Genomic DNA, 18,726 nt, shown 5'->3' with positions numbered 1-18,726 from the left:
CTGTTTTTCAACGCTGCCGTCTTTCCAGCTCTGCCACGGCATCGGCCAGGGAAAGGCCACGCGCGCGCAGCAATACGGTCAGATGGAACAACAGGTCGGCCGCCTCGCCGACCAGCGCAGCCTCGTCCTGGGCCACGGCAGCCAGCGCCGTTTCCACGCCTTCCTCGCCTACTTTCTGCGCGATGCGGCGCACACCGGCTTCGAACAGGCGCGTGGTATAGCTGCCGGGCGGCCGCTCGCGCTCGCGCCGCGCTACCAGCGCATCCAGCCGGCCGAGAAAGCCCGAATCGAACTGCGCCGCTTCGCCGAAACAGCTGGCGCAGCCCAGGTGACAGGTCGGCCCCTGCGGCAGCGCCTGCAGCAGCAGCGAATCGCGGTCGCAGTCGGTAGCTACCGTCTGCAGCAGCAGCCAGTGCTGCGAACTTTCGCCCTTCGTCCACAGGCGCTGCTTGCTGCGGCTGAAAAAAGTCACTTTTCCCGAATCCAGCGTCTGCTGCAAGGCGGCGGCGTTCATCCAGCCCTGCATCAGCACCTGACCGTTGCGGCTGTGCTGGACGATCGCCGGCAGCAGGCCGCTGTCGCCCTTGTTCCAGTCCAGCGTAGCAAGGTCCAGCGACGGCGTATCGGGGCTCATGGCCGCACCGCCACGCCGTTGGCGGCGAGTTCGCGCTTGAGCGCAGGAATGGCGATGCTGCCCGAATGAAACACGCTGGCGGCAAGCGCGGCGTCCACGTCGGCGTGGCGGAACACGTCGACGAAATGCGCCGCCATGCCGGCTCCACCAGACGCCACCAGCGGCACGGCGCAGCGCGCCCGCGCCGCGACCAGCTGTTCCAGGTCGTAGCCCTGGCGCACACCGTCGGCGCCCATGCAGTTGAGCACGATCTCGCCGGCGCCGCGTTCTACGGCTTCCTCCAGCCAGTCCAGGCTGCGCCGCGCGAGCGCGCGGGTCTTGGCCGGATCGCCGGTGAACTGGCGCACGCGCCATTCCCCGTCTTCGTCGCGCAGGCTGTCGATGCCGACCACCACACATTGCACGCCAAATGCATCGGCCAGCTCGCCGATCAGTTGCGGCCGGCTCAGCGCCGGCGAATTGATCGAGACCTTGTCCGCACCGGCCATCAGCACCTCGCGCGCACTGGCGACGCTGTCGATGCCGCCGGCGACGCAGAACGGAATGTCGATCACTTCCGCCACACGCTCCACCCAGCTTCGCTCGACCTGGCGCTGCTGCGGGCTGGCGGTAATGTCGTAGAACACCAGCTCGTCGGCGCCTTCGTCGCGGTAGCGCAGGGCCAGTTCCACAATGCTGCCCATCACGACGTGGTCGCGAAAGCGCACACCCTTGACCACCTGGCCGTCCTTCACGTCGAGACAGGGAATCAGCCGCCGGCTCAGCATTTCAGCGCGGCCGTCAGATCGAGCCGGCCTTCCAGCAGGCTGCGCCCGAGCACTGCGCCGGCCACGCCGCAGTCGCGCAGCGCGTGCAGGTCGGCCACATCGCGCACGCCGCCGGATGCCTGGATCTGCAGGCCGGGCACCAGCTGGCGCAGATAGGTATACAAAGAAATATTTGGCCCGGCCAGCATGCCGTCGCGGTGAATGTCGGTGCACAGCACATGGACCGCGCCGGCATCGGCATAGCGTGGCGCCAGCTCGTCCAGCGTCGGCGCTTCGCTCTGGGTCCAGCCTTCACTGGGCAGGCGCCAGTGGCCGTCCTGCTGGCGCGTGTCCAGCGCAATGCAAAGCCTGTCGGCGCCCAGCCGCTGCAGCCATTGCATGGTCTGCAACGGCTGGCGGATCGCCACGCTGCCGAGCACGACGCGCGCCACGCCCGCATCGAGCAGGCGCTGCACATCGTCCTCGCTGCGCACGCCGCCACCGGCCTGTACCTGCAGCGCGGTGCCGGCCAATGCCTCGATCAGGCGGAAATTCGCCAGGCTGCCGTCGCGCGCACCGTCGAGGTCGACCACGTGCAGCCAGCTTGCACCGGCAGCGGCGTAGTCCTGGGCCAGGCGCAGCGGATCGACGCGGTAGCTGGTCTGCTGGGAATAGTCGCCCTGGCGCAGGCGGACCACATTGCCGGCGCGCAGGTCTATGGCGGGGATGACGGTAAAGTTCACAGGGCTAGGAAATTCTTCAGTAGGCGGGAACCGACGCCGGCAGAGCGTTCCGGATGGAACTGCATGCCGTGGAAATTATCTTTTTGCACTATCGCAGAAAATCGCTGGCCGTGGTCGCAGGCGGCCAGGGTCCAGGCGCCGGCGCTTGCCGCATAGCTGTGCACGAAATAGGCCTGCTCGCCCGATTCGATACCGGCCAGCAGGGCGTGGTCGCGCACCCGCTGCAAGGCATTCCAGCCCATGTGCGGTATGCGCAGGCCAGCTGCCGGCGTCAACTTTTCCACCATGGCATCGATCAGGCCGAGGCAAGGCAGCTCGCTTTCGCTGGAAGCACGAAACAGCAGCTGCATGCCGAGGCAGACGCCGAGTACCGGCTGGGTCAGCCCGCGCAGGGTATCGACCAGGTCGAGTTCGCGCAGCCGCCGCATGGCCGGGCCGGCGGCGCCGACACCGGGCAGGATCACGTGCGAGGCGGCGCGGATGCGCGCTGCCTCAGTCACCAGTGGCGCATCCACACCCAGGCGCTGCAGGGCATGCCGCACCGAACCGATATTGGTGCCACCGCCGTCGACCAGCACCACGCCGCTCACAGCAGGCCCTTGGTGCTGGGCAAGTCGTCGCCGTCGCGCCGCAACGCCTGGCGCAGGGCGCGCGCCACCGCCTTGAAGCAGGCTTCCACCATGTGATGCGCATTGTCGCCCCGCACGGCCAGGTGCAGGTTGGCCGCCAGGGTTTCGCAGAGCGAACGGAAAAAATGCGGCACCAGTTCGGTCGGCAGATCGCCGACGCGTTCGCGCGGAAAGCTGCCATCGAAGATGAAATACGGCCGGCCGGACAGATCCAGCGCCGCGCGTGCCAGCGTTTCGTCCATCGGCAGCACGATGCTGTCGGCGCCCTCGCCCTCGCCTTCCAGTGCCTGGCCGTAGCGGCCTATGCCGCGCTTGTCGCCCAGGGCCTGGCGCAGCGCCTGGCCCAGCGCCAGCGCGCAGTCTTCCACGGTGTGGTGTTCGTCGATATGCGTATCGCCGGCGCATTCCAGCGCCAGGCCGATACCGGCGTGCTTGCCGATCTGTTCGAGCATATGGTCGAAGAAGCCCAGGCCGGTTGCGACGACGGCATCGCCCGGTTTGTCCAGGTCGACGCGCACGCGGATGCGTGTTTCCCGTGTCTTGCGCTCGACCTGGGCGCGCCGCGGGGCGCTGCACAGGGTGCGCGCGATCTCGGGCCAGTTCCACTCGCCGTCGCCCAGACGAAAACCGCGTACGCCGATATTCGCGGCGAACTGGATGTCTGTGTCGCGGTCGCCGACCATGGCCGAGGCCTGCCGGCTCCAGCCGTCGTCGGCGAGATAGCCGTGCATCAGGCCAGTGCCGGGCTTGCGCGTCGCCAACCCTTCGTGGGCGAAGCTTCGGTCGATCAGGGTATCGGCGAAACGCACACCCTGCGATTCGAAAATCTGCAGCATCAGGCGGTGCGGTCCCCAGAACTGCTCTTCCGGAAAACTGGCGGTGCCCAGGCCGTCCTGGTTGGTCACCATGATCAGCTCGTAGCCCGCCGCCTGGCACTGGCGCAGCGCCGGGATCACTTCCGGCAGCAGGGCCAGCTTGGCGTAGCTGTCGATCTGCTGGTCGGCCGGCTCTTCGATCAGGGTGCCGTCGCGGTCGACAAAAAGGTACTTTTTCATTCTGCATCCTTGCCGCAGGCGCCCAGCACATCGAGCAGGCGGCGGTTTTCTGCCGGCGTGCCGACCGAAATGCGCAGGCAGCCGGCCAGTCCGGGGTAACGCGTCGCATCGCGCACGACGATGCCGGCGCTGCGCAGCTGCGCATAAGTGGCTCCCGCATCGTCCCAGCGCACGCAAAGAAAATTCGCCGCCGACGGCAGCACCTCGCGCACCTGGGGCAACAGCCCAAGTTCATGCCGCAGCAGGTCGCGCTGCTTGCGCAGCATGGCGATGCGCCCGCCTGCCTGTTCCAGCCCGGCGTCACTGGTTGCCGCCAGTGCAGCATCGATGCTGCCCAGCGGCAGCGGATACGGCGCCAGAATGCGCCGCAGCAATTCGATCACGCAGGGCGCGGCCAGCAGCACGCCGACGCGGGCGCCAGCCAGTGCATAAGCCTTGGACAAGGTACGCAGCACGGCGAGATTTTCATGCTGCGCCAGCAATGTCTGCGCACTGGGCGCTGCGGCGAATTCGATGTAGGCCTCGTCCACAACCAGCAGAGCGCGGCCCCGCAAGGCCGTGGCCATGCGGGCTATCTCCGCCAGCGGCAGCAGACCGCCGGTGGGATTGTTCGGCGTGCAGACGAATACCAGTTTCACCGCCGGCGTCAGCCCGGCCAGCAGCCGGTCGACATCGACACTGAAATCGGCACGCAGCGGACAGACCTGCACAGCCGCGCCCTGGATCGCCGCCGCCACGCTGTACATGCCGAAGGTTGGCGGAGAAATCAGGATCGCATCGGCCTGCGCCCGGCAGAACGCGCGCACCAGCAGGTCGATGGCTTCGTCGCTGCCGCGGCCAATCAGCAACTGCTCGCCGGCCACGCCGTACAGCTGCGCGAGGCGCTCGCGCAATGCGGCGGGCTGCGGGTCGGGATAGCGGTTCAGTCCCTCGCCGGCGTCGGCGGCCGGCGCCCAGGGCGATTCGTTCGCATTGAGGAAAATCTCGCCGCCGCTGGCTTCGAGACGCGCCGAGGAATACGGCGTCAGGGCGCGGATTTCCGGCCGCGCCAGGTCGAGCACGCTCATGCCGGCGTCTCCGCCAGTTTTTCCAGGCGCAGGCCGACCGCGCGCTCATGCGCGTGCAGTTGCTCGGCCGTGGCGAGTATCTGCGCGCACGGACCGATGCGGCGCAGCCCGTCGGGGCTGAGTTCCTGCACCGTGACCAGTTTGACGAAACTTGCCACCGACACGCCGCTCCAGGCGCGGGCATAGCCGTAAGTCGGCAGAACGTGGTTGGTGCCGCTGCAATAGTCGCCGACCGCTTCCGGCGACCAGGCGCCGAGGAATACCGAGCCCGCATTGCGCACCTGGCCCAGCCAGGAACGCGCATTGTCCACATTAAGAATAAGATGCTCGGCGGCGTAGTCGTTGCCGATCTGCAGTGCCGTGGGCAAGTCGGGCACCCGGATCAGGCGGCTGTACTGCAGCGCCGCGCGCGCCAGCTCGGCCCGCGGCAAGGTCTGCAGCTGCTGCTCCACGGCCGCGGCAACCGCATCGAGCAGCGTCGCGCAAGGTGTCAGCAGCAGTGCCTGGGAATCGCTGCCGTGTTCGGCCTGGGACAGCAGATCGGCGGCGACAAACTCCGCGTCCGCGTTCGCATCGGCGATGACCAGCACTTCCGACGGCCCAGCCGGCAGGTCGATCGCCGCACCCTGGGCATCCATGCCGACCTGGCGCTTCGCCTCGGTGACCCAGGCATTGCCCGGGCCGAACAGCTTGTCGCAGCGCGGCACGCTGGCCGTGCCATAGGCCATGGCGGCGATGGCCTGGGCGCCGCCGAGCTTGAATACGCGGCTGACGCCGCAGAGCTGCGCCGTATACAGCACTACCGGATCGCACAACCCCTGCGCATTTGCCGGCGTGCACATGAGTATTTCTTCACAACCGGCAATCTGTGCCGGCACCGCCAGCATCAGCACCGTCGACGGCAGCGGTGCCGTGCCCGCCGGCACATACAGGCCAGCGCGGTGCAGCGGCCGCAGCACGCGTTCGCAACGCACGCCGGGCGCCGTTTCCAGGCTGACCTCGCCCGGCGCGGTGGCGCGGTGGAAAGCCTCGATGCGTTCGCGCGCCTGCGCGATCGCTTCGCGCAGCGGCGCGGGCACCTGTGCCGCGGCCTGGGCGAATTCGGCTTCGCCGACGGCGATGTCGTCGAGTTCGCAACCGTCGTAGCGCCGCGTCAGCGCACGCAGGGTCGCGTCGCCATCGGCACGCACCTGGGCAATCAGGCGTGCGACCGCAACCGCCAGTTCTTCCGCCCGCGCAGGCAGCGGCCGTGCCAGTGCCGCGGCGCGGCCGGCCGCGTCCAGTTCGTTCCACACCAGGCGCTTCATGCGAGCATCTTCTCCACCGGCAGAACCAGCATGTGGCGCGCGCCGGCCCGGCGCATGTCTTCCAGATGCTGCCAGGTAATGGCGCCGTGGCAGACGGCCTGCAGCGCAACGTCGTCTGCGCTGCCTTCGATGCTGGTGACGGTTGGCTGCTGTCCCGGCGGCAGCAGGCGGGTAACTCCGGCCAGCGCCGCACGCGTGGTCTGCAGCAAGACCAGCTTGGACTCGCGCACCTGGATCACGCCTTCGATACGCCGCAACAGCAGTTCCTGCAACTCGCCGCGCTCGTCCGGCGGCAGGCCAGGCGCCGCGGCCAGCACGGCTTCGCTGTCGAGAATGCCAGCCACTTCGCGCAACTGGTTGGCCTGCAGGGTGGCACCGCTGGAGACCAGGTCGCAGATCGCGTCCGCCGTGCCGAGTTTTGGTGCAATTTCCACAGATCCAGAAAGCACGACGACCTTGGCGGTCACGCCGGCCTGCTGCAGCCATTGCGCCGTCAGCGCCGGATACGTCGTGGCGATGCGCAGGCCTTGCAGGCTGGACGGCTCGGCATAGTCCAGCTCCTGCGGTATTGCGATGGACAAGCGGCAGCGGCCGAAGCCCAGTGGCAGCAGTTCGCGGAACGGCACAACCGCTTCGCGCGACTGCAGCGCCGCCTGCTGCTCGGCCAGCACATTGCGCCCGACGATGCCCAGGTCGCAGACGCCGTCGGCGATCAGGCCGGGAATGTCGTCGTCGCGCACCAGCAGCAGATCGATGGCCAGGCTTTCGCCGAAACAGAACAGCTTGTCGCGGCTGTGGCGGAATTTCAGGCCGCAGCGCGCGAGCAGGTCTTGCGACACTTCCGACAGACGGCCGGATTTCTGTACCGCGATACGCAGGCGGTCACGGGGCTTCATGAGCGGTCTCCGCCACGATTGCTCGGCGGCTTGGCCGCAGGTTTGCCGGGCTGCGGCTTGCTGCCTGGCGTCTTGCCCGACAGCGCCGGCAATGCCGTCAGCACCGGGCTGGGCAGGCCGTTGCGCCGGCGCGGCGGCTTGGGCAGCGGCGGCAGCGCTTCGTGCGCGACCACAGCGAGATAGCCGCCGTTGCCCTGCTGCAGAAAGCGCGCGACGCGGCCAATGGTGGTGACGCTGACCGAGGTGCGGTCGTGGATTTCGCGATAGGCGTAGCCGGCCAGCAGATACGGCACGACGCGCCAGCGATCGATCAGCGCTTCCAGTTCGGCCGGCGTACACAGGTCGCGCAGGAAGGCCATCATTTCCGCCGGGGTGTCCAGCGACAGCAGCGCCCGGCACAGGCTTTCCTCGGCTGGTACGGGCGTGTTCTCAGGTTCCAGATAGCGTCGCTTCATGACTCAATGTAATAACGCGTTAGTACAGTGACGCGAATCTAGCGCAGGTGGGCGGCGGCTGTAAACCCCGCCGGTCCCAGGGCCGTGACGGTCACGTTACAAAATGTTGCAGGTCGTGCTTACACCCAGCACAGCCGGCAAATGCGACGCCCGCGCTGCACTGCAGCGCGCCCGGCAAGCGTCGGGTATCCAAGCTAATCAATGACTTGGCAAATCCGCGTCGGCGAACCGAGTACTACCCAGCACGCCAACTCCATACAGCGAAGGCGCAAAGCCTCGCCCCGCCGCGGCAACGGCGCTGATCTGTGGAGGCACCGATGCCCGTTAACTCTGTTGCTGACAGACAGATACGGCGCGAATCCTGCAAATTCGGGGTGGTCTGTAGCGAGTGCGCTGAATCCATAACCGGGAGGCGTGGCGTGGCACAGCGAAGCAGCTGGTTCTGCCGTTTAGGCCTGCAGGCGGCGTTGCTGCTGGCCAGTGCCTGTGCCCTGGCCGCACCGGTACTCGACCTCTCGCCCGGCCAGAGCCGCGCCACACTGGGCAGTGTCACCACCTATGCCGTCGACGCCAGCGGCCAGGCTGATGCCGCGCAGATGTTCGGCCGTGCCGATGACGCCGCGTTCAAGCCGGTGCCTGCGGACAACGCCACCTTCGGCTTCGTCGACGGCGCCTACTGGTTCCATGCCCGCGTCGCCAACGCCGGCAGCGCCGACATGCGCTGGCTGCTGGTGCTTGAATACGCCCTGCTCGACCAGGTCGATCTTTACCTGCGTCATGCGGATGGCCGCATCGAGCACTTCCAGTCCGGCGACTACCATCCCTTCAGCCAGCGCGCGGTCAGCTACCGCCACCCGAATTTCTGGCTGCAGATGCCGCCCGGCCAGCCGCTCGACCTGCTGCTGCGCGTGCAGAGCCAAAGCTCGATGCAGGTGCCGCTGGCGCTGTACACGCCCACCGCCTTCATCGAGCTGGCGCGCGACGCGCAGCTGGGCATGGGCATCTACTACGGCATCCTGCTTGCGCTACTTTTCTACAATTTGATTCTGTTCGTTTCGCTGCGCGACCGCTCGCATTTCCTCTACAGCCTGCACGTACTCGGCTTCGGCCTGGTGCTGTTCTGCCTCAACGGCTTTGCCTTCGAGTATTTCTGGCCGAATTCGACCTGGCTGGCAAATGCCGCCGTACCCATGTCGATGGCCCTGGCGATGCTGGCCATGCATCTGTTCGCCCGCGACTTCCTCGAACTGCCGCGGCGCCTGCCCTGGGGCAACCGCGTGCTGCTGGGCATGATCGCCTTCCATGCACTGATGCTTGCGGCCAGCCCCTGGCTGGACTACCGCGTGGCGGTACTGATCGGCACCGGCATGGTCTTTCCCGGCGTCGGCGCCGTGATTGCCGTGGCCATCGTGGTGGCGCGGCGCGGCTTCCGCCCGGCGCTGCTGTTTCTGCTGGCCTGGGCCATGCTGCTGGCCGGCACCCTGGTGTATGCGCTGGTTTCCTTCGGCATGCTGGGCAAGAGTTTCGCCACCGAATACGGCATGCAGATCGGTTCGGCTGCGGAAATGATCTTCCTGTCCTTCGCCCTGGCCTACCGCTGGGCCGCTTTGCGCAGCGAGAACGAGCGCATCGCCCGGGAAGCCAACGAACAGCTGGAACAGCGCGTGGAAGCACGCACCAGCGAACTGTCGACCGCCCTGCAGCAACTGAGCGAGGCGCATGTGCGCCTGCGCGAGCACAGTGCCCGCGACGGCCTTACGGGCGTGTTCAACCGGCGCCATTTCGATCAGCATTTCGCGCCGCTGCTGGCACAGTGCCGCGCCGATGCGCGACCGTTCTCGCTGCTGATCGCCGACCTGGACCACTTCAAGCGCGTCAACGACGAACACGGCCATCTGACCGGCGACGACTGCCTGCGCTGCATTGCCACCAGCCTGCAGCAATGTGCCGGCGAGCACGCCCTGGTCGCCCGCTTCGGCGGCGAGGAATTCGTCGTGCTGATGCCGGGTACCGACGAACTCGGCGCGCGCCGCAGCGCAGAGATGCTGCGCCAGCGGGTGGCAGCGCACCGCTTCGCGCTGGAAGGTGGACGCCAGTTGCACCTGACCGTAAGCATCGGCGTGGCCAGCGCCGGCAGCGAGGCACAGATTGCTGCCGAAACCCTGCTGCGCCGCGCCGACGACGCCCTGTACGAAGCCAAGCGCGGCGGCCGCAATCGCGTGGTGCAGGGACCGGTCGCGGCCTGATGCGGCCTGGCCACCAGTGGGAGGCACCTTGCGGTGCAATTCGCTGCGCTCATCGGCACCCTACGAAGGCAGGCCGGGCGCCGCGACGTTTCACGTAGGGCGCCGATGAGCACAGCGAATTGCGCCGCAACACCCTCGGCCGCGCAACGGTTTATCCCACCACTGTACAAAACCCGCACCTTGCTCCAACCAACCGCACGCAAAAGCCCGATCGCTACATAACGGTCGCTGCCACCGCTCACGCCGCGCCGTTGCCTACCCTACTATGACGCGCCGCCGCCGCAGGCCGGCAGCATGCTGCGAATCCGCCCAGCCGCCTGCGCTCACTATGCGAGTCCGACCATGCCGTTGCGAATCCTAGTCTGTGCCTTGCTGGCCGCCCTTGCCGCTCCGCTGCAGGCCGCCGACAGCGAGATACAGGTGCTCAGCGTGCAGACGCGCGATCCGGCACTGATCGCCCGCATGGGCGAAAAATTCGGCCATCTGCACGTCGATACGGACAAGGGCCAGGTCACGGTCGAAGCCGATGCGGCCCAGCGCACCTGGCTGCAGGCGCAAGGCGCCGTGCTGCGCCCGGAGAAAGTCGCGACCGAGCTGCTGCAGGCACAAAGCAGCGGACGCTCGCTCAAGAGCATTCCCGGCTTCGCCTGCTATCGCACGGTGGAAGAAACCCAGGCGACAGTGAACGCCCTGGTCGCCGCCCATCCGGAGCTGGCCAGCCAGATCGACATCGGCGATACGTGGGACAAGGTCACCGCTGGCGGCAACCCAGGCTACGACCTGACGGTGCTCAAGCTGACCAACAATGCCATCCCCGGCCCCAAGCCCAAGATGTTCCTGATGACGGCGATCCATGCCCGCGAGTACACCACGGCCGAACTCAACACCCGCTTCGCCGAATGGCTGGTCAACAACTACGGCACCGATGCCGAAGCCACCTGGCTGCTGGACAATAACGAATTCCACCTGCTGCTGCAGTCCAATCCGGACGGACGCAAGCAGGCCGAAACCGGCCTGTCCTGGCGCAAGAACGTCAACACCAGCTACTGCGGCGCCACCAGCAACAGCCGCGGCGCCGATCTGAACCGCAACTACCCGTTCCACTGGGGCGCGGGCGGCTCCAGCGCCGCCCCCTGCGACGAAACCTATCGCGGCCCCAGCGCCGGTTCCGAACCGGAAACCCAGTCCGTCGTGAACTATGTGCAAAGTATATTTCCGGACCTGCGCCCGGACGACACCACCACGCCGGCGCCGGATACCACCCAGGGCCTGTTCATGGATATCCACAGTTTCTCGCAGCTGGTGCTGTGGGCCTGGGGCGACACCACGGCGGTCGCGCCGAACGGCCCCGGCATGGAGATGATCGGCCGGCGCATGGCCTGGTTCAACGGCTACCGGCCGATGCAGATCATCGGCCTGTATCCCACGACCGGCACCACCGCCGACACGGCCTACGGCCAGCTCGGCGTGCCGGGCCTCAGCATCGAGCTGGGCACGGCCTTCTTCGAGAACTGTGCCAGCTTCGAGGCCAGCACCTATCCGGTCAACATCGCCGCGCTGCGCTACGGCGCGCGCATTCTGCAGGCGCCGTACAAACTGCCGTTCGGCCCGGATACCACGCAGATTTCTGCCACGCCCGACCTGGTCGCCATCGGCGAAAACGTGCGCATCGAGGCCCGCGTCGACGATTCGCGCCTGAACCTCACGCCGCAGCCGCAGAGCGGCGCACCGCCGGTGCCAGCGACGCAGACCATCGCCTCGGCCAGGGCCTATGTCGACAGTCTGCCCTGGAGCAGCGGCACTGCCGGCGAGGCCATGGCCGCCAGCGACGGTGCGTTCAACAGCGGCAGCGAGGCGGTACAACTGGATTTGTCCACCGGCGGACTTTCCAACGGACGCCATCTGGTCTACGTACAGGGCGTCGACAGCGGCAGCGCCGCCGGCGCGCCGAACGCGGTATTCGTCGAGGTGGCGCCGGCGGCGGAGATCGCCCGCCTGCGCGGCACGGTGCGCGACAGCCAGAGCGCTGCGCCACTGGCGGCGACGCTGAAGATCGGCAGCGCCAGCGTGCAGTCCGATGCGGCGGGCAACTACGCCAAGCGCCTGCGCGGCGGCAGCGTCGACATACAGGCCAGCGCGCCCGGCTACATGACCGAGCGCGTCAGCGGGCTGAACCTCGCCGGCGGCAGCGAGACGGTGCGCGACTTTTCCCTCTCACCCAATTGCAGCGTATTCAGCGACGATGTCGAAGGCGCCAACCCCGGCTGGACTGCGCAGTCGCCCTGGGGTGTTGCGAACAACGTCGCCGGCAACGCCACCAAGGTCTGGACCGACAGCCCTGCCGGCAACTACGCCAACAACGTCAATACCAGCCTGACCTCGCCCACGCTGAACCTGAGCGGCTACGAAGACGCGGTGCTGAGCTTCAGCCACAAATGCCTGACCGAGGCTGGCTACGATTTCGGCATTGTGGAATTCAGCACAAATCCCGGCGCAGCCACGCCGAGCTGGAGCGAAATCTACCGCTGCAGCAACCTGCCCAGCTGGCAGACCCAGCATATCGCCCTGCCTGCCGGCGCCAACAACCAGCCGGCGCTCAAACTGCGCTTCCGCCTGACCAGCGACAGCGGCAGCGCGCGCGAAGGCTGGTCGATCGACACTATCCGGCTGGAAGCGGGCGGCGCGGCCTGCCGCGCCAGCGGCGACGGCATTTTTGCCGACGACTTCGAATAAGTCGTCACGGTTCACGCAGGACAAGCGCCGCACGGAGTCGTGCGGCGCCCCGTGCCGCAGGCCGTACTCCGCCGTCCGCCCTGCCGCCTGCCGCAGCGCTAGGGCAGACGCAGGATGGCGCGCTCCGGCTACAGCCGTGCAAAAAACAGCAAGTGAAAACTCGTGAAACTCGTCACATTTTTTTGCGGCCCGTAAACGCGCACGGCAGCCGCACAGCTTCTACGCTCCACAGCTTCCGGGTGAGGGAAAAGCAATGCGCAAGACGATAGTGACAAGCATCCTGCTGGCCCTGGCCAGCACCGCGGCATACGCCGCCGGCGACACGCTGCAGGTGGTTTCGGTGCATACGCGCGATGCGGCGCTGATTGCGCGCATGAGCGAGAAGTTCGGCCATATGCGCGTGGACCGGCACAAGGGCGTGGTGATGGTCGAGGCCGACGCCACGCAGATGAGCTGGCTCAAGGACCAGCATGTGGACGCGACCGTCGAACTGGCAGCGACCCAGGCCGTACAGGCGCAGACCTCCGGCAATTCCCTGCGCAGCATTCCCGGCTTTGCCTGCTATCGCACGGTGGAAGAAACCCAGGCCAGCATGGACGCGCTGATCGCCGCGCGGCCCAACCTCGCCAGCAAGATCGACATCGGCGACACCTGGGAAAAGGTCACCGCCGGCGGCAACCCGGGATACGACCTGGTCGTGCTGAAGCTGACCAATTCGGCCATTCCCGGGCCCAAGCCCAAGCTATTCGCGATGACGGCGATCCACGCGCGCGAATACACCACGGCCGAACTCAATACGCGCTTCGCCGAATGGCTGGTCAACAACTACGGCACCGACGCGGAAGCCACCTGGCTGCTCGACCACAACGAATTCCACCTGCTGCTGCAGTCCAACCCGGACGGGCGCAAGAAAGCCGAAACCGGCCTGTCCTGGCGCAAGAACGTCAACACCGCCTATTGCGGCACCACCAGCAACTCCCGCGGCGCCGACCTCAACCGCAACTACCCGTTCCACTGGGGAGGCCCCGGCGCCAGCAGCTCGCAATGCGACGAAACCTACCGCGGCGCGACGTCGGCGTCCGAGCCGGAAACCCAGGCGGTCGTAAACTATGTGCAAAGTATATTTCCCGACCTGCGCCCGGACGACCTGACCACGCCGGCGCCCGACACCACCCAGGGCCTGTTCCTGGACATCCACAGTTTCTCGCAGCTGGTGCTGTGGCCCTGGGGCGACACCACCACGCTGGCACCGAACGCGGCCGCGCTGGAAATCCTCGGCCGGCGCATCGCCTGGTTCAACAACTACGACCCGCAGCAGTCGGTAGGCCTGTACCCGACCAGCGGCACCACCGACGACAGCGCCTACGGCCCGCTGGGCGTGCCAGCCTATACGATCGAACTGGGCACCGCCTTCTTCGAAAACTGCGGTAGTTTCGAGGCCAGCACCTATCCCCTCAACGTCGCGGCGCTGCGCTACGCCTCGCGCACCTTGTCGGCGCCGTACAAACTGCCGTTCGGGCCCGACGCGCTGCAACTCACGGCCACGCCCGACCTGGTCGTCGCCGGCGACACGGTTCGCATCGAGGGCCGCGTCGACGATTCGCGCCTGAACCTCACGCCGCAGCCGCAGAGCGGCGCGCCGCCGGTGCCGACCACGCAGAACGTGGCCTCGGCGCGTGTCTACATCGACGCCCTGCCCTGGGAGCCGGGCGTGGTGTCGCAAGCCATGACCGCCAGCGACGGCAGCTTCAACAGCGGCAGCGAAGCCGTGCGCGCCGATATCGCCACGACCGGTATGGCCAGCGGCAAGCACCTGGTCTACGTGCAGGGCGTCGACCTGAACGGCGCGGCCGGTCCGCCCAATGCGGTATTCGTCGAAGTCGCCCAGGCGAATGAAATCGCCACGCTGCACGGCACGGTCACCGATGCACAAAGCAGCGTGCCGCTGGCGGCCAGTATCAAGCTCGGCACAGCCACCGTACAGGCCGATGCGGCCGGCGCCTACAGCAAGCGCCTGCGCGCCGGCACGGTCGATGTGGAAGTCAGCGCGCCGGGGCATATCACCGAGCGCATCGCCGGCCTTGCCCTGAGCGGCGGCAGCGATATCGTGCGCAACTTCCAGCTGGCGCCGAACTGCACCGTGTTCAGCGACAACGCCGAAGGCGCCAATCCGGGCTGGACTGCGCAATCGCCCTGGGGCGTGGCCAACAACGTCGCCGGCAACGCCACCAAGGTCTGGACCGACAGCCCCGCCGGCAATTACGCCAACAACATCAACCTCAGCCTGACCTCGCCACTGCTGAACTTCACCGGCTACGACGACGCCGTGCTGAGCTTCGATCACAAGTGCGTGACCGAGGCCACCTACGATTTCGGCATTGTGGAAATCAGCACCAATGCCAGCGCCGGCACGCCGAGCTGGGCCGAGCTGTATCGCTGCGACGGCGGCAGCACCTGGCAGAACCAGCGCATCGCCCTGCCTGCGGCGGCGAACCAGGGCGCGGTGAAGCTGCGCTTCCGCCTGACCAGCGATTCCAGCGAAGTGCGCGAAGGCTGGTCGCTGGACAACATCCGCGTCGAAGCCGGTGGCACGGCCTGCCGCGCGGTGGCAGACGGCATCTTCGACAACGGCTTCGAGTAAGCCCCGCTCTCCTGCAGCCCCAGGCTCTGCAACGAGCCTGGGGCTGCGGATGCGAGCCTGCGCTTTACTGCACCAACACGCCGCTGGCGATCAGCGCGCACATGCGCTGCACTTCCGCATCCATGGCGCGATCGCGCTGCATGAAGCCAACCACTTCGCGCACCTGGGCGAAGGCTTTGCGCACCGCATCGCCGGCACGGAATTCGCCGGCTTCGCTCAAGGCCTGCATCAAGGCCTTCACTTCCGTCTCGAACTGCGCCTGCTCGGCACTGCCCGGCGCGGGTGCGCCCTGTACCTTGGCGGCCAATGCCTGCCAGTCGCCGCGGTCGGCCAGGCGCCGTGCCGCGTTGAGCATGTCCTGGCGGTATTCCAGCGCCTGGGCCGCGGTATAGATTTCCAGCGCCAGCACATGCGAAAGATCTTCTGTCATGTCCAGCACGTGGCGTGCTTCGTTGGCGCCCATGGAGACATGGTCTTCGGCGTTCGCGCTGGTCGGAATCGAATACACCGAAGCCGGGTGCGAGCGCGTGGCCAGATCGTTGACCAGGGCGGCGGCGGTGTACTGCACGATCATGAAGCCCGAGTCGGTCGCGTCTTCGTTGCCGATCAGGAAGGCCGGCAGGCCGTCGTTGTTGGCCGGATCGACCAGCTTGTTCAGGCGCCGCTCGGAGATCGACGCCAGCACCGCGATCGATGCCTTGAGGTAACTCATCGCCAGTGCCAGCGGCATGCCGTGGAAGTGCCCGGCGGAGACCACCTGGTCCTCGATCACAGCCGCGTTTTCCATGTGTGGAAAGATCAGCGGATTGTCGGTGACGGCGTTCAGCTCGATGTCGATCACGCGACAGGCCTGGGCCCAGGCGTCGCGCACGGCGCCGTGTACCTGCGGTGCGCAGCGCAGGCAGTAAGCATCCTGCGGCTGGTGCTTCTTGCCGCCCTTGAACGGCAGGAAGCGTGCGTAGAACGATTCCTTGCCATGGCGTTGTGCGGCCGGCACGTAGTCCCAGGACAGGTCGAAGCGCGCGCTCTGGTCTTCCGCATGCGACCAGGAGCTGGCCAGCCAGGTACGGAAACGCGGCACCAGGTGATACGGAATGTCCGCCAGGGTGGAGCCGCGCAGGTGCGCGCGCAGATTGGCCGCCGATTCCACTTGTCCCGGATGCGGCCGCAGCTGGTGCACTTCGGCCTTCAGCGCGCCGGTGCGGCCGGCGAACGCGTCCAGCGTCATCGCCGCGGCCAGATCAGCGGTGGCGATCAGCTGTTCCATCTTGTGCAATGCCAGCGCCGCGGTCGCCAGCATCTGCGTAGTGCCGTTGTTCAGCGCCAGGCCTTCCTTGAACGACAGCCGCAGCGGCTTCAGCCCGGCCTTGGCCAGCGCCTCGGCGCCGGGCAGGCGCTGGCCGCCGACGAAGGCTTCGCCGCCGCCGAGCAGCACGATGGCCAGGTGCGACAGCGGTGCCAGATCGCCGCTGGCGCCGACCGAGCCTTTCTGCGGAATCACCGGAATCACGTCGTGGTTGAGCAGGTCTGCCAGCGCCTGCAAGGTGCTGGCGCGAATGCCCGAATGGCCGCGCATCAGCGTGTTGACGCGGATGCCCAGCATGGCGCGCACCACGTCGATGCCGAACGGCTGGCCGACGCAGACCGCATGCGTGACGACCAGGTTGTATTGCAGCTCTTCCATCAGCGTGCCGTCGCGCTGCTCCGGATTGCCGCCGGGCAGTTCGTCGCGGGCCCGGTAGGCGCCGAGCAGCTTGTCCGCGTTGCTGCCGAAGCCGGTGGTGACTCCGTAGATCGGTTCGCCGCAGCTGACCTTGTCGGCAAGGAAATCCGCCGTGGCCTGCACGCGCTGCAGCTGCGCCGGATCGAGCACGATGCGCGCGCCGGAATAGGCGATCGCGGCGACCTGGGCGCGGCCCAGCGAGGAGCCGTCGAGGCTAATCGTAGAAATCGTCATTATTATTTTTTTCCCGTGCCGTGACTCATGGCCTGCGCCTGTTCCAGCTCTACCCGCAGCTGCTTGACCAGTTCGCCACGTGCCACTTCGAACTGTTCGCGCTTGTGCAGATCCTTGATCAGTACCGTGCCCTTGGCGAACTCGTCGCCGCCGGCGATCACTGCGAACGGAATGCCGGCCTTTTCCGCATATTTCATCTGCTTTGCCAGCTTGCCCGGTTCCAGCACCACTTCGCTGTTGATGCCGGCCTGGCGCAGTTCATTCGCAATGGCGAGATAGCGCGGCAGCTCGGCCTCGTCCATCTGCGTGACCAGCACCTGCACCGTGCTTGCACCGGTGCCGATCAGCCCCGCCTCGCGCAGCTGCCAGAACAGCCGCGTCGCGCCGATGGAAATGCCGACGCCAGGCAGGTGCGACTTGGTGTAGTGGCCGGCGAGGTTTTCGTAGCGCCCGCCCGAGCAGATCGAACCGATGTGCGGGTGTTCCAGCAGGTGCGTTTCGTAGACCGTGCCGGTGTAGTAGTCCAGGCCGCGGGCAATCGACAGGTTCAGCGCATAGAACGCTTCCGGCACGCCCAGCGCGCGGATCAGTTCCAGTACCTGGCGCAGTTCGTCCAGTCCCTGGTTGAACGCATCGCTGCCCCGGCCCAGTGCATCGAGCTGGGCCAGCGCATCGGCATGGCCGCTGCTGCGGATCTGCACGAAATGCAGGATCTTGGCGATGGCTGCTTCGTCAAGGCCAAAGTCGTTGCTGCGCAGGCTTTCGGCGACTTTTTCCGCACCGACTTTGTCCAGCTTGTCGATCTCGCGCAGGATCAGTGCCTGCGTCGCCGCATCGCCCTGGCCGAGGTTTTCGAAGAAACCGCGCAGCAGCTTGCGGTTATTGAGCTGGATCGCGAACGGACCGATCTTCAGGTCGCGGAACACTTGGTAGATGACCGCCGGCAGTTCCGCATCGAAGCGGATCGACAGGGAGTCCTTGCCGATCACATCGATGTCGCACTGGTAGAACTCGCGGAAACGGCCGCGCTGCTGGCGTTCGCCGCGGTAGACGCGCTGCATCTGGTAGCGGCGGAACGGAAAATTCAGCTTGTGCTCGTGCTCGGCCACGTAGCGCGCCAGGGGCACGGTCAGGTCGAAGCGCAGGGCCAGTTCCGGCGTACCGGCTTTTTCCAGGTTGCCGGTGGATTGCACAAAATAGACCTGGCGCTCGGTTTCGCCGCCTTCCTTGGTCAGCAGGATTTCGCTCAGTTCCATCACCGGCGTCTCTACCGGCAGGAAGCCGAAGCGCTCGAAGCTGCGGCGGATGGTGTCGAGCATGTCCTGGAAGGCGATCTGTTCCAGCGGCAGCAGTTCGAGCACGCCGGGCGGCGTGCGGGCGGCAGTCAATGCCATGAAAATCCTCGTCGATTCGCAGCAGGCGCGGCCATTGCGCGCGAAGGGCGCATAGCCTAGCAGAAGCCTGCGGCGCGGCTTTGCCATGTAATAACCGGCTGGAACAGTGACGCCATTCGCTTTCCGCGCGGTGTTCGCGTATAGTCGACGAGTTTTCGTGCGAACACTCCGGCTTCCCTTCCGGATCCTGACGTGACGAGACGAGCAGTAATTCCGCTCGGCA

13 protein-coding genes and 1 pseudogene are annotated in these 18,726 nt (G+C 66.8%); 3 read left to right on the top strand and 11 right to left on the bottom strand.

Features of this window, described 5'->3' with window-relative positions:
- Nucleotides 1–7: 7 nt before the first annotated feature.
- From hisIE to DFR29_RS30020, 9 genes and pseudogenes are all read right to left on the bottom strand, one after another.
- Nucleotides 8–634, bottom strand: coding sequence for a bifunctional phosphoribosyl-AMP cyclohydrolase/phosphoribosyl-ATP diphosphatase HisIE (hisIE, locus tag DFR29_RS11180; protein WP_133818690.1), 627 nt, complete (start codon nucleotides 632–634; stop codon nucleotides 8–10).
- Nucleotides 631–1,401, bottom strand: a complete 771-nt coding sequence (gene hisF / locus DFR29_RS11175) for an imidazole glycerol phosphate synthase subunit HisF (RefSeq protein WP_133818689.1) — start codon at nucleotides 1,399–1,401, stop codon at nucleotides 631–633. The genes hisIE and hisF overlap by 4 nt, the downstream gene beginning before the upstream one ends.
- Entirely contained in the window at nucleotides 1,395–2,123 is a 729-nt protein-coding gene (gene hisA / locus DFR29_RS11170; RefSeq protein ID WP_133818688.1) for a 1-(5-phosphoribosyl)-5-[(5-phosphoribosylamino)methylideneamino]imidazole-4-carboxamide isomerase, read from the bottom strand. Before hisA ends, hisF begins: the two co-directional genes overlap by 7 nt.
- The gene (gene hisH / locus DFR29_RS11165; protein WP_133818687.1) at nucleotides 2,120–2,713 is read right to left on the bottom strand and encodes an imidazole glycerol phosphate synthase subunit HisH; all 594 of its coding nucleotides are present in this window, start codon (nucleotides 2,711–2,713) and stop codon (nucleotides 2,120–2,122) included. The genes hisA and hisH overlap by 4 nt, the downstream gene beginning before the upstream one ends.
- Nucleotides 2,710–3,807: a bifunctional histidinol-phosphatase/imidazoleglycerol-phosphate dehydratase HisB gene (hisB, locus tag DFR29_RS11160; RefSeq protein WP_133818686.1), complete on the bottom strand. Its 1,098-nt coding sequence runs from the start codon at nucleotides 3,805–3,807 to the stop codon at nucleotides 2,710–2,712. The genes hisH and hisB overlap by 4 nt, the downstream gene beginning before the upstream one ends.
- Nucleotides 3,804–4,874, bottom strand: coding sequence for a histidinol-phosphate transaminase (gene hisC, locus DFR29_RS11155; RefSeq protein ID WP_133818685.1), 1,071 nt, complete (start codon nucleotides 4,872–4,874; stop codon nucleotides 3,804–3,806). Before hisC ends, hisB begins: the two co-directional genes overlap by 4 nt.
- Nucleotides 4,871–6,181, bottom strand: a complete 1,311-nt coding sequence (gene hisD, locus DFR29_RS11150; protein WP_133818684.1) for a histidinol dehydrogenase — start codon at nucleotides 6,179–6,181, stop codon at nucleotides 4,871–4,873. The genes hisC and hisD overlap by 4 nt, the downstream gene beginning before the upstream one ends.
- Nucleotides 6,178–7,077 (bottom strand): ATP phosphoribosyltransferase, encoded by a 900-nt coding sequence (hisG, locus tag DFR29_RS11145; RefSeq protein WP_133818683.1) that lies wholly within the window; start codon nucleotides 7,075–7,077, stop codon nucleotides 6,178–6,180. Before hisG ends, hisD begins: the two co-directional genes overlap by 4 nt.
- A gap of 146 nt (nucleotides 7,078–7,223) precedes the next feature.
- Nucleotides 7,224–7,532: pseudogene (locus DFR29_RS30020) on the bottom strand (YerC/YecD family TrpR-related protein); the annotation flags it as partial.
- Nucleotides 7,533–7,951: 419 nt separating this feature from the next.
- Between DFR29_RS30020 and DFR29_RS11135 the strand changes: the two are divergent.
- The 3 genes from DFR29_RS11135 (at nucleotide 7,952) to DFR29_RS11125 (ending at nucleotide 15,152) form a co-directional block, all read left to right on the top strand.
- A complete protein-coding gene (locus DFR29_RS11135) occupies nucleotides 7,952–9,778 on the top strand; it encodes a sensor domain-containing diguanylate cyclase (protein WP_166654029.1) in 1,827 nt (608 codons plus the stop codon).
- Between the two features lie 342 nt (nucleotides 9,779–10,120).
- Entirely contained in the window at nucleotides 10,121–12,511 is a 2,391-nt protein-coding gene (locus DFR29_RS11130; protein ID WP_166654028.1) for a M14 family zinc carboxypeptidase, read from the top strand.
- Nucleotides 12,512–12,764: 253 nt separating this feature from the next.
- Nucleotides 12,765–15,152, top strand: coding sequence for a M14 family zinc carboxypeptidase (locus DFR29_RS11125; RefSeq protein WP_133818679.1), 2,388 nt, complete (start codon nucleotides 12,765–12,767; stop codon nucleotides 15,150–15,152).
- A 64-nt stretch (nucleotides 15,153–15,216) separates the two neighbouring features.
- On the opposite strand, the gene DFR29_RS11120 is transcribed toward DFR29_RS11125, so the two are convergent.
- Nucleotides 15,217–17,109 carry an HAL/PAL/TAL family ammonia-lyase gene (locus DFR29_RS11120; RefSeq protein WP_208113573.1) on the bottom strand — a complete coding sequence of 631 codons (1,893 nt, stop codon included), beginning with the start codon at nucleotides 17,107–17,109 and terminating at the stop codon, nucleotides 15,217–15,219.
- Between the two features lie 2 nt (nucleotides 17,110–17,111).
- Complete coding sequence (hisS, locus tag DFR29_RS11115) at nucleotides 17,112–18,497, bottom strand: histidine--tRNA ligase (protein ID WP_208113585.1); 1,386 nt, start codon at nucleotides 18,495–18,497, stop codon at nucleotides 17,112–17,114.
- Nucleotides 18,498–18,726: the final 229 nt, after the last annotated feature.

Origin of the sequence: Tahibacter aquaticus (genome assembly GCF_004363655.1) — a bacterium.
Lineage (GTDB): Bacteria > Pseudomonadota > Gammaproteobacteria > Xanthomonadales > Rhodanobacteraceae > Tahibacter > Tahibacter aquaticus.
Note: the sequence above shows the minus strand (reverse complement) of the source record. Positions and strands in the feature narration are given on the sequence as shown.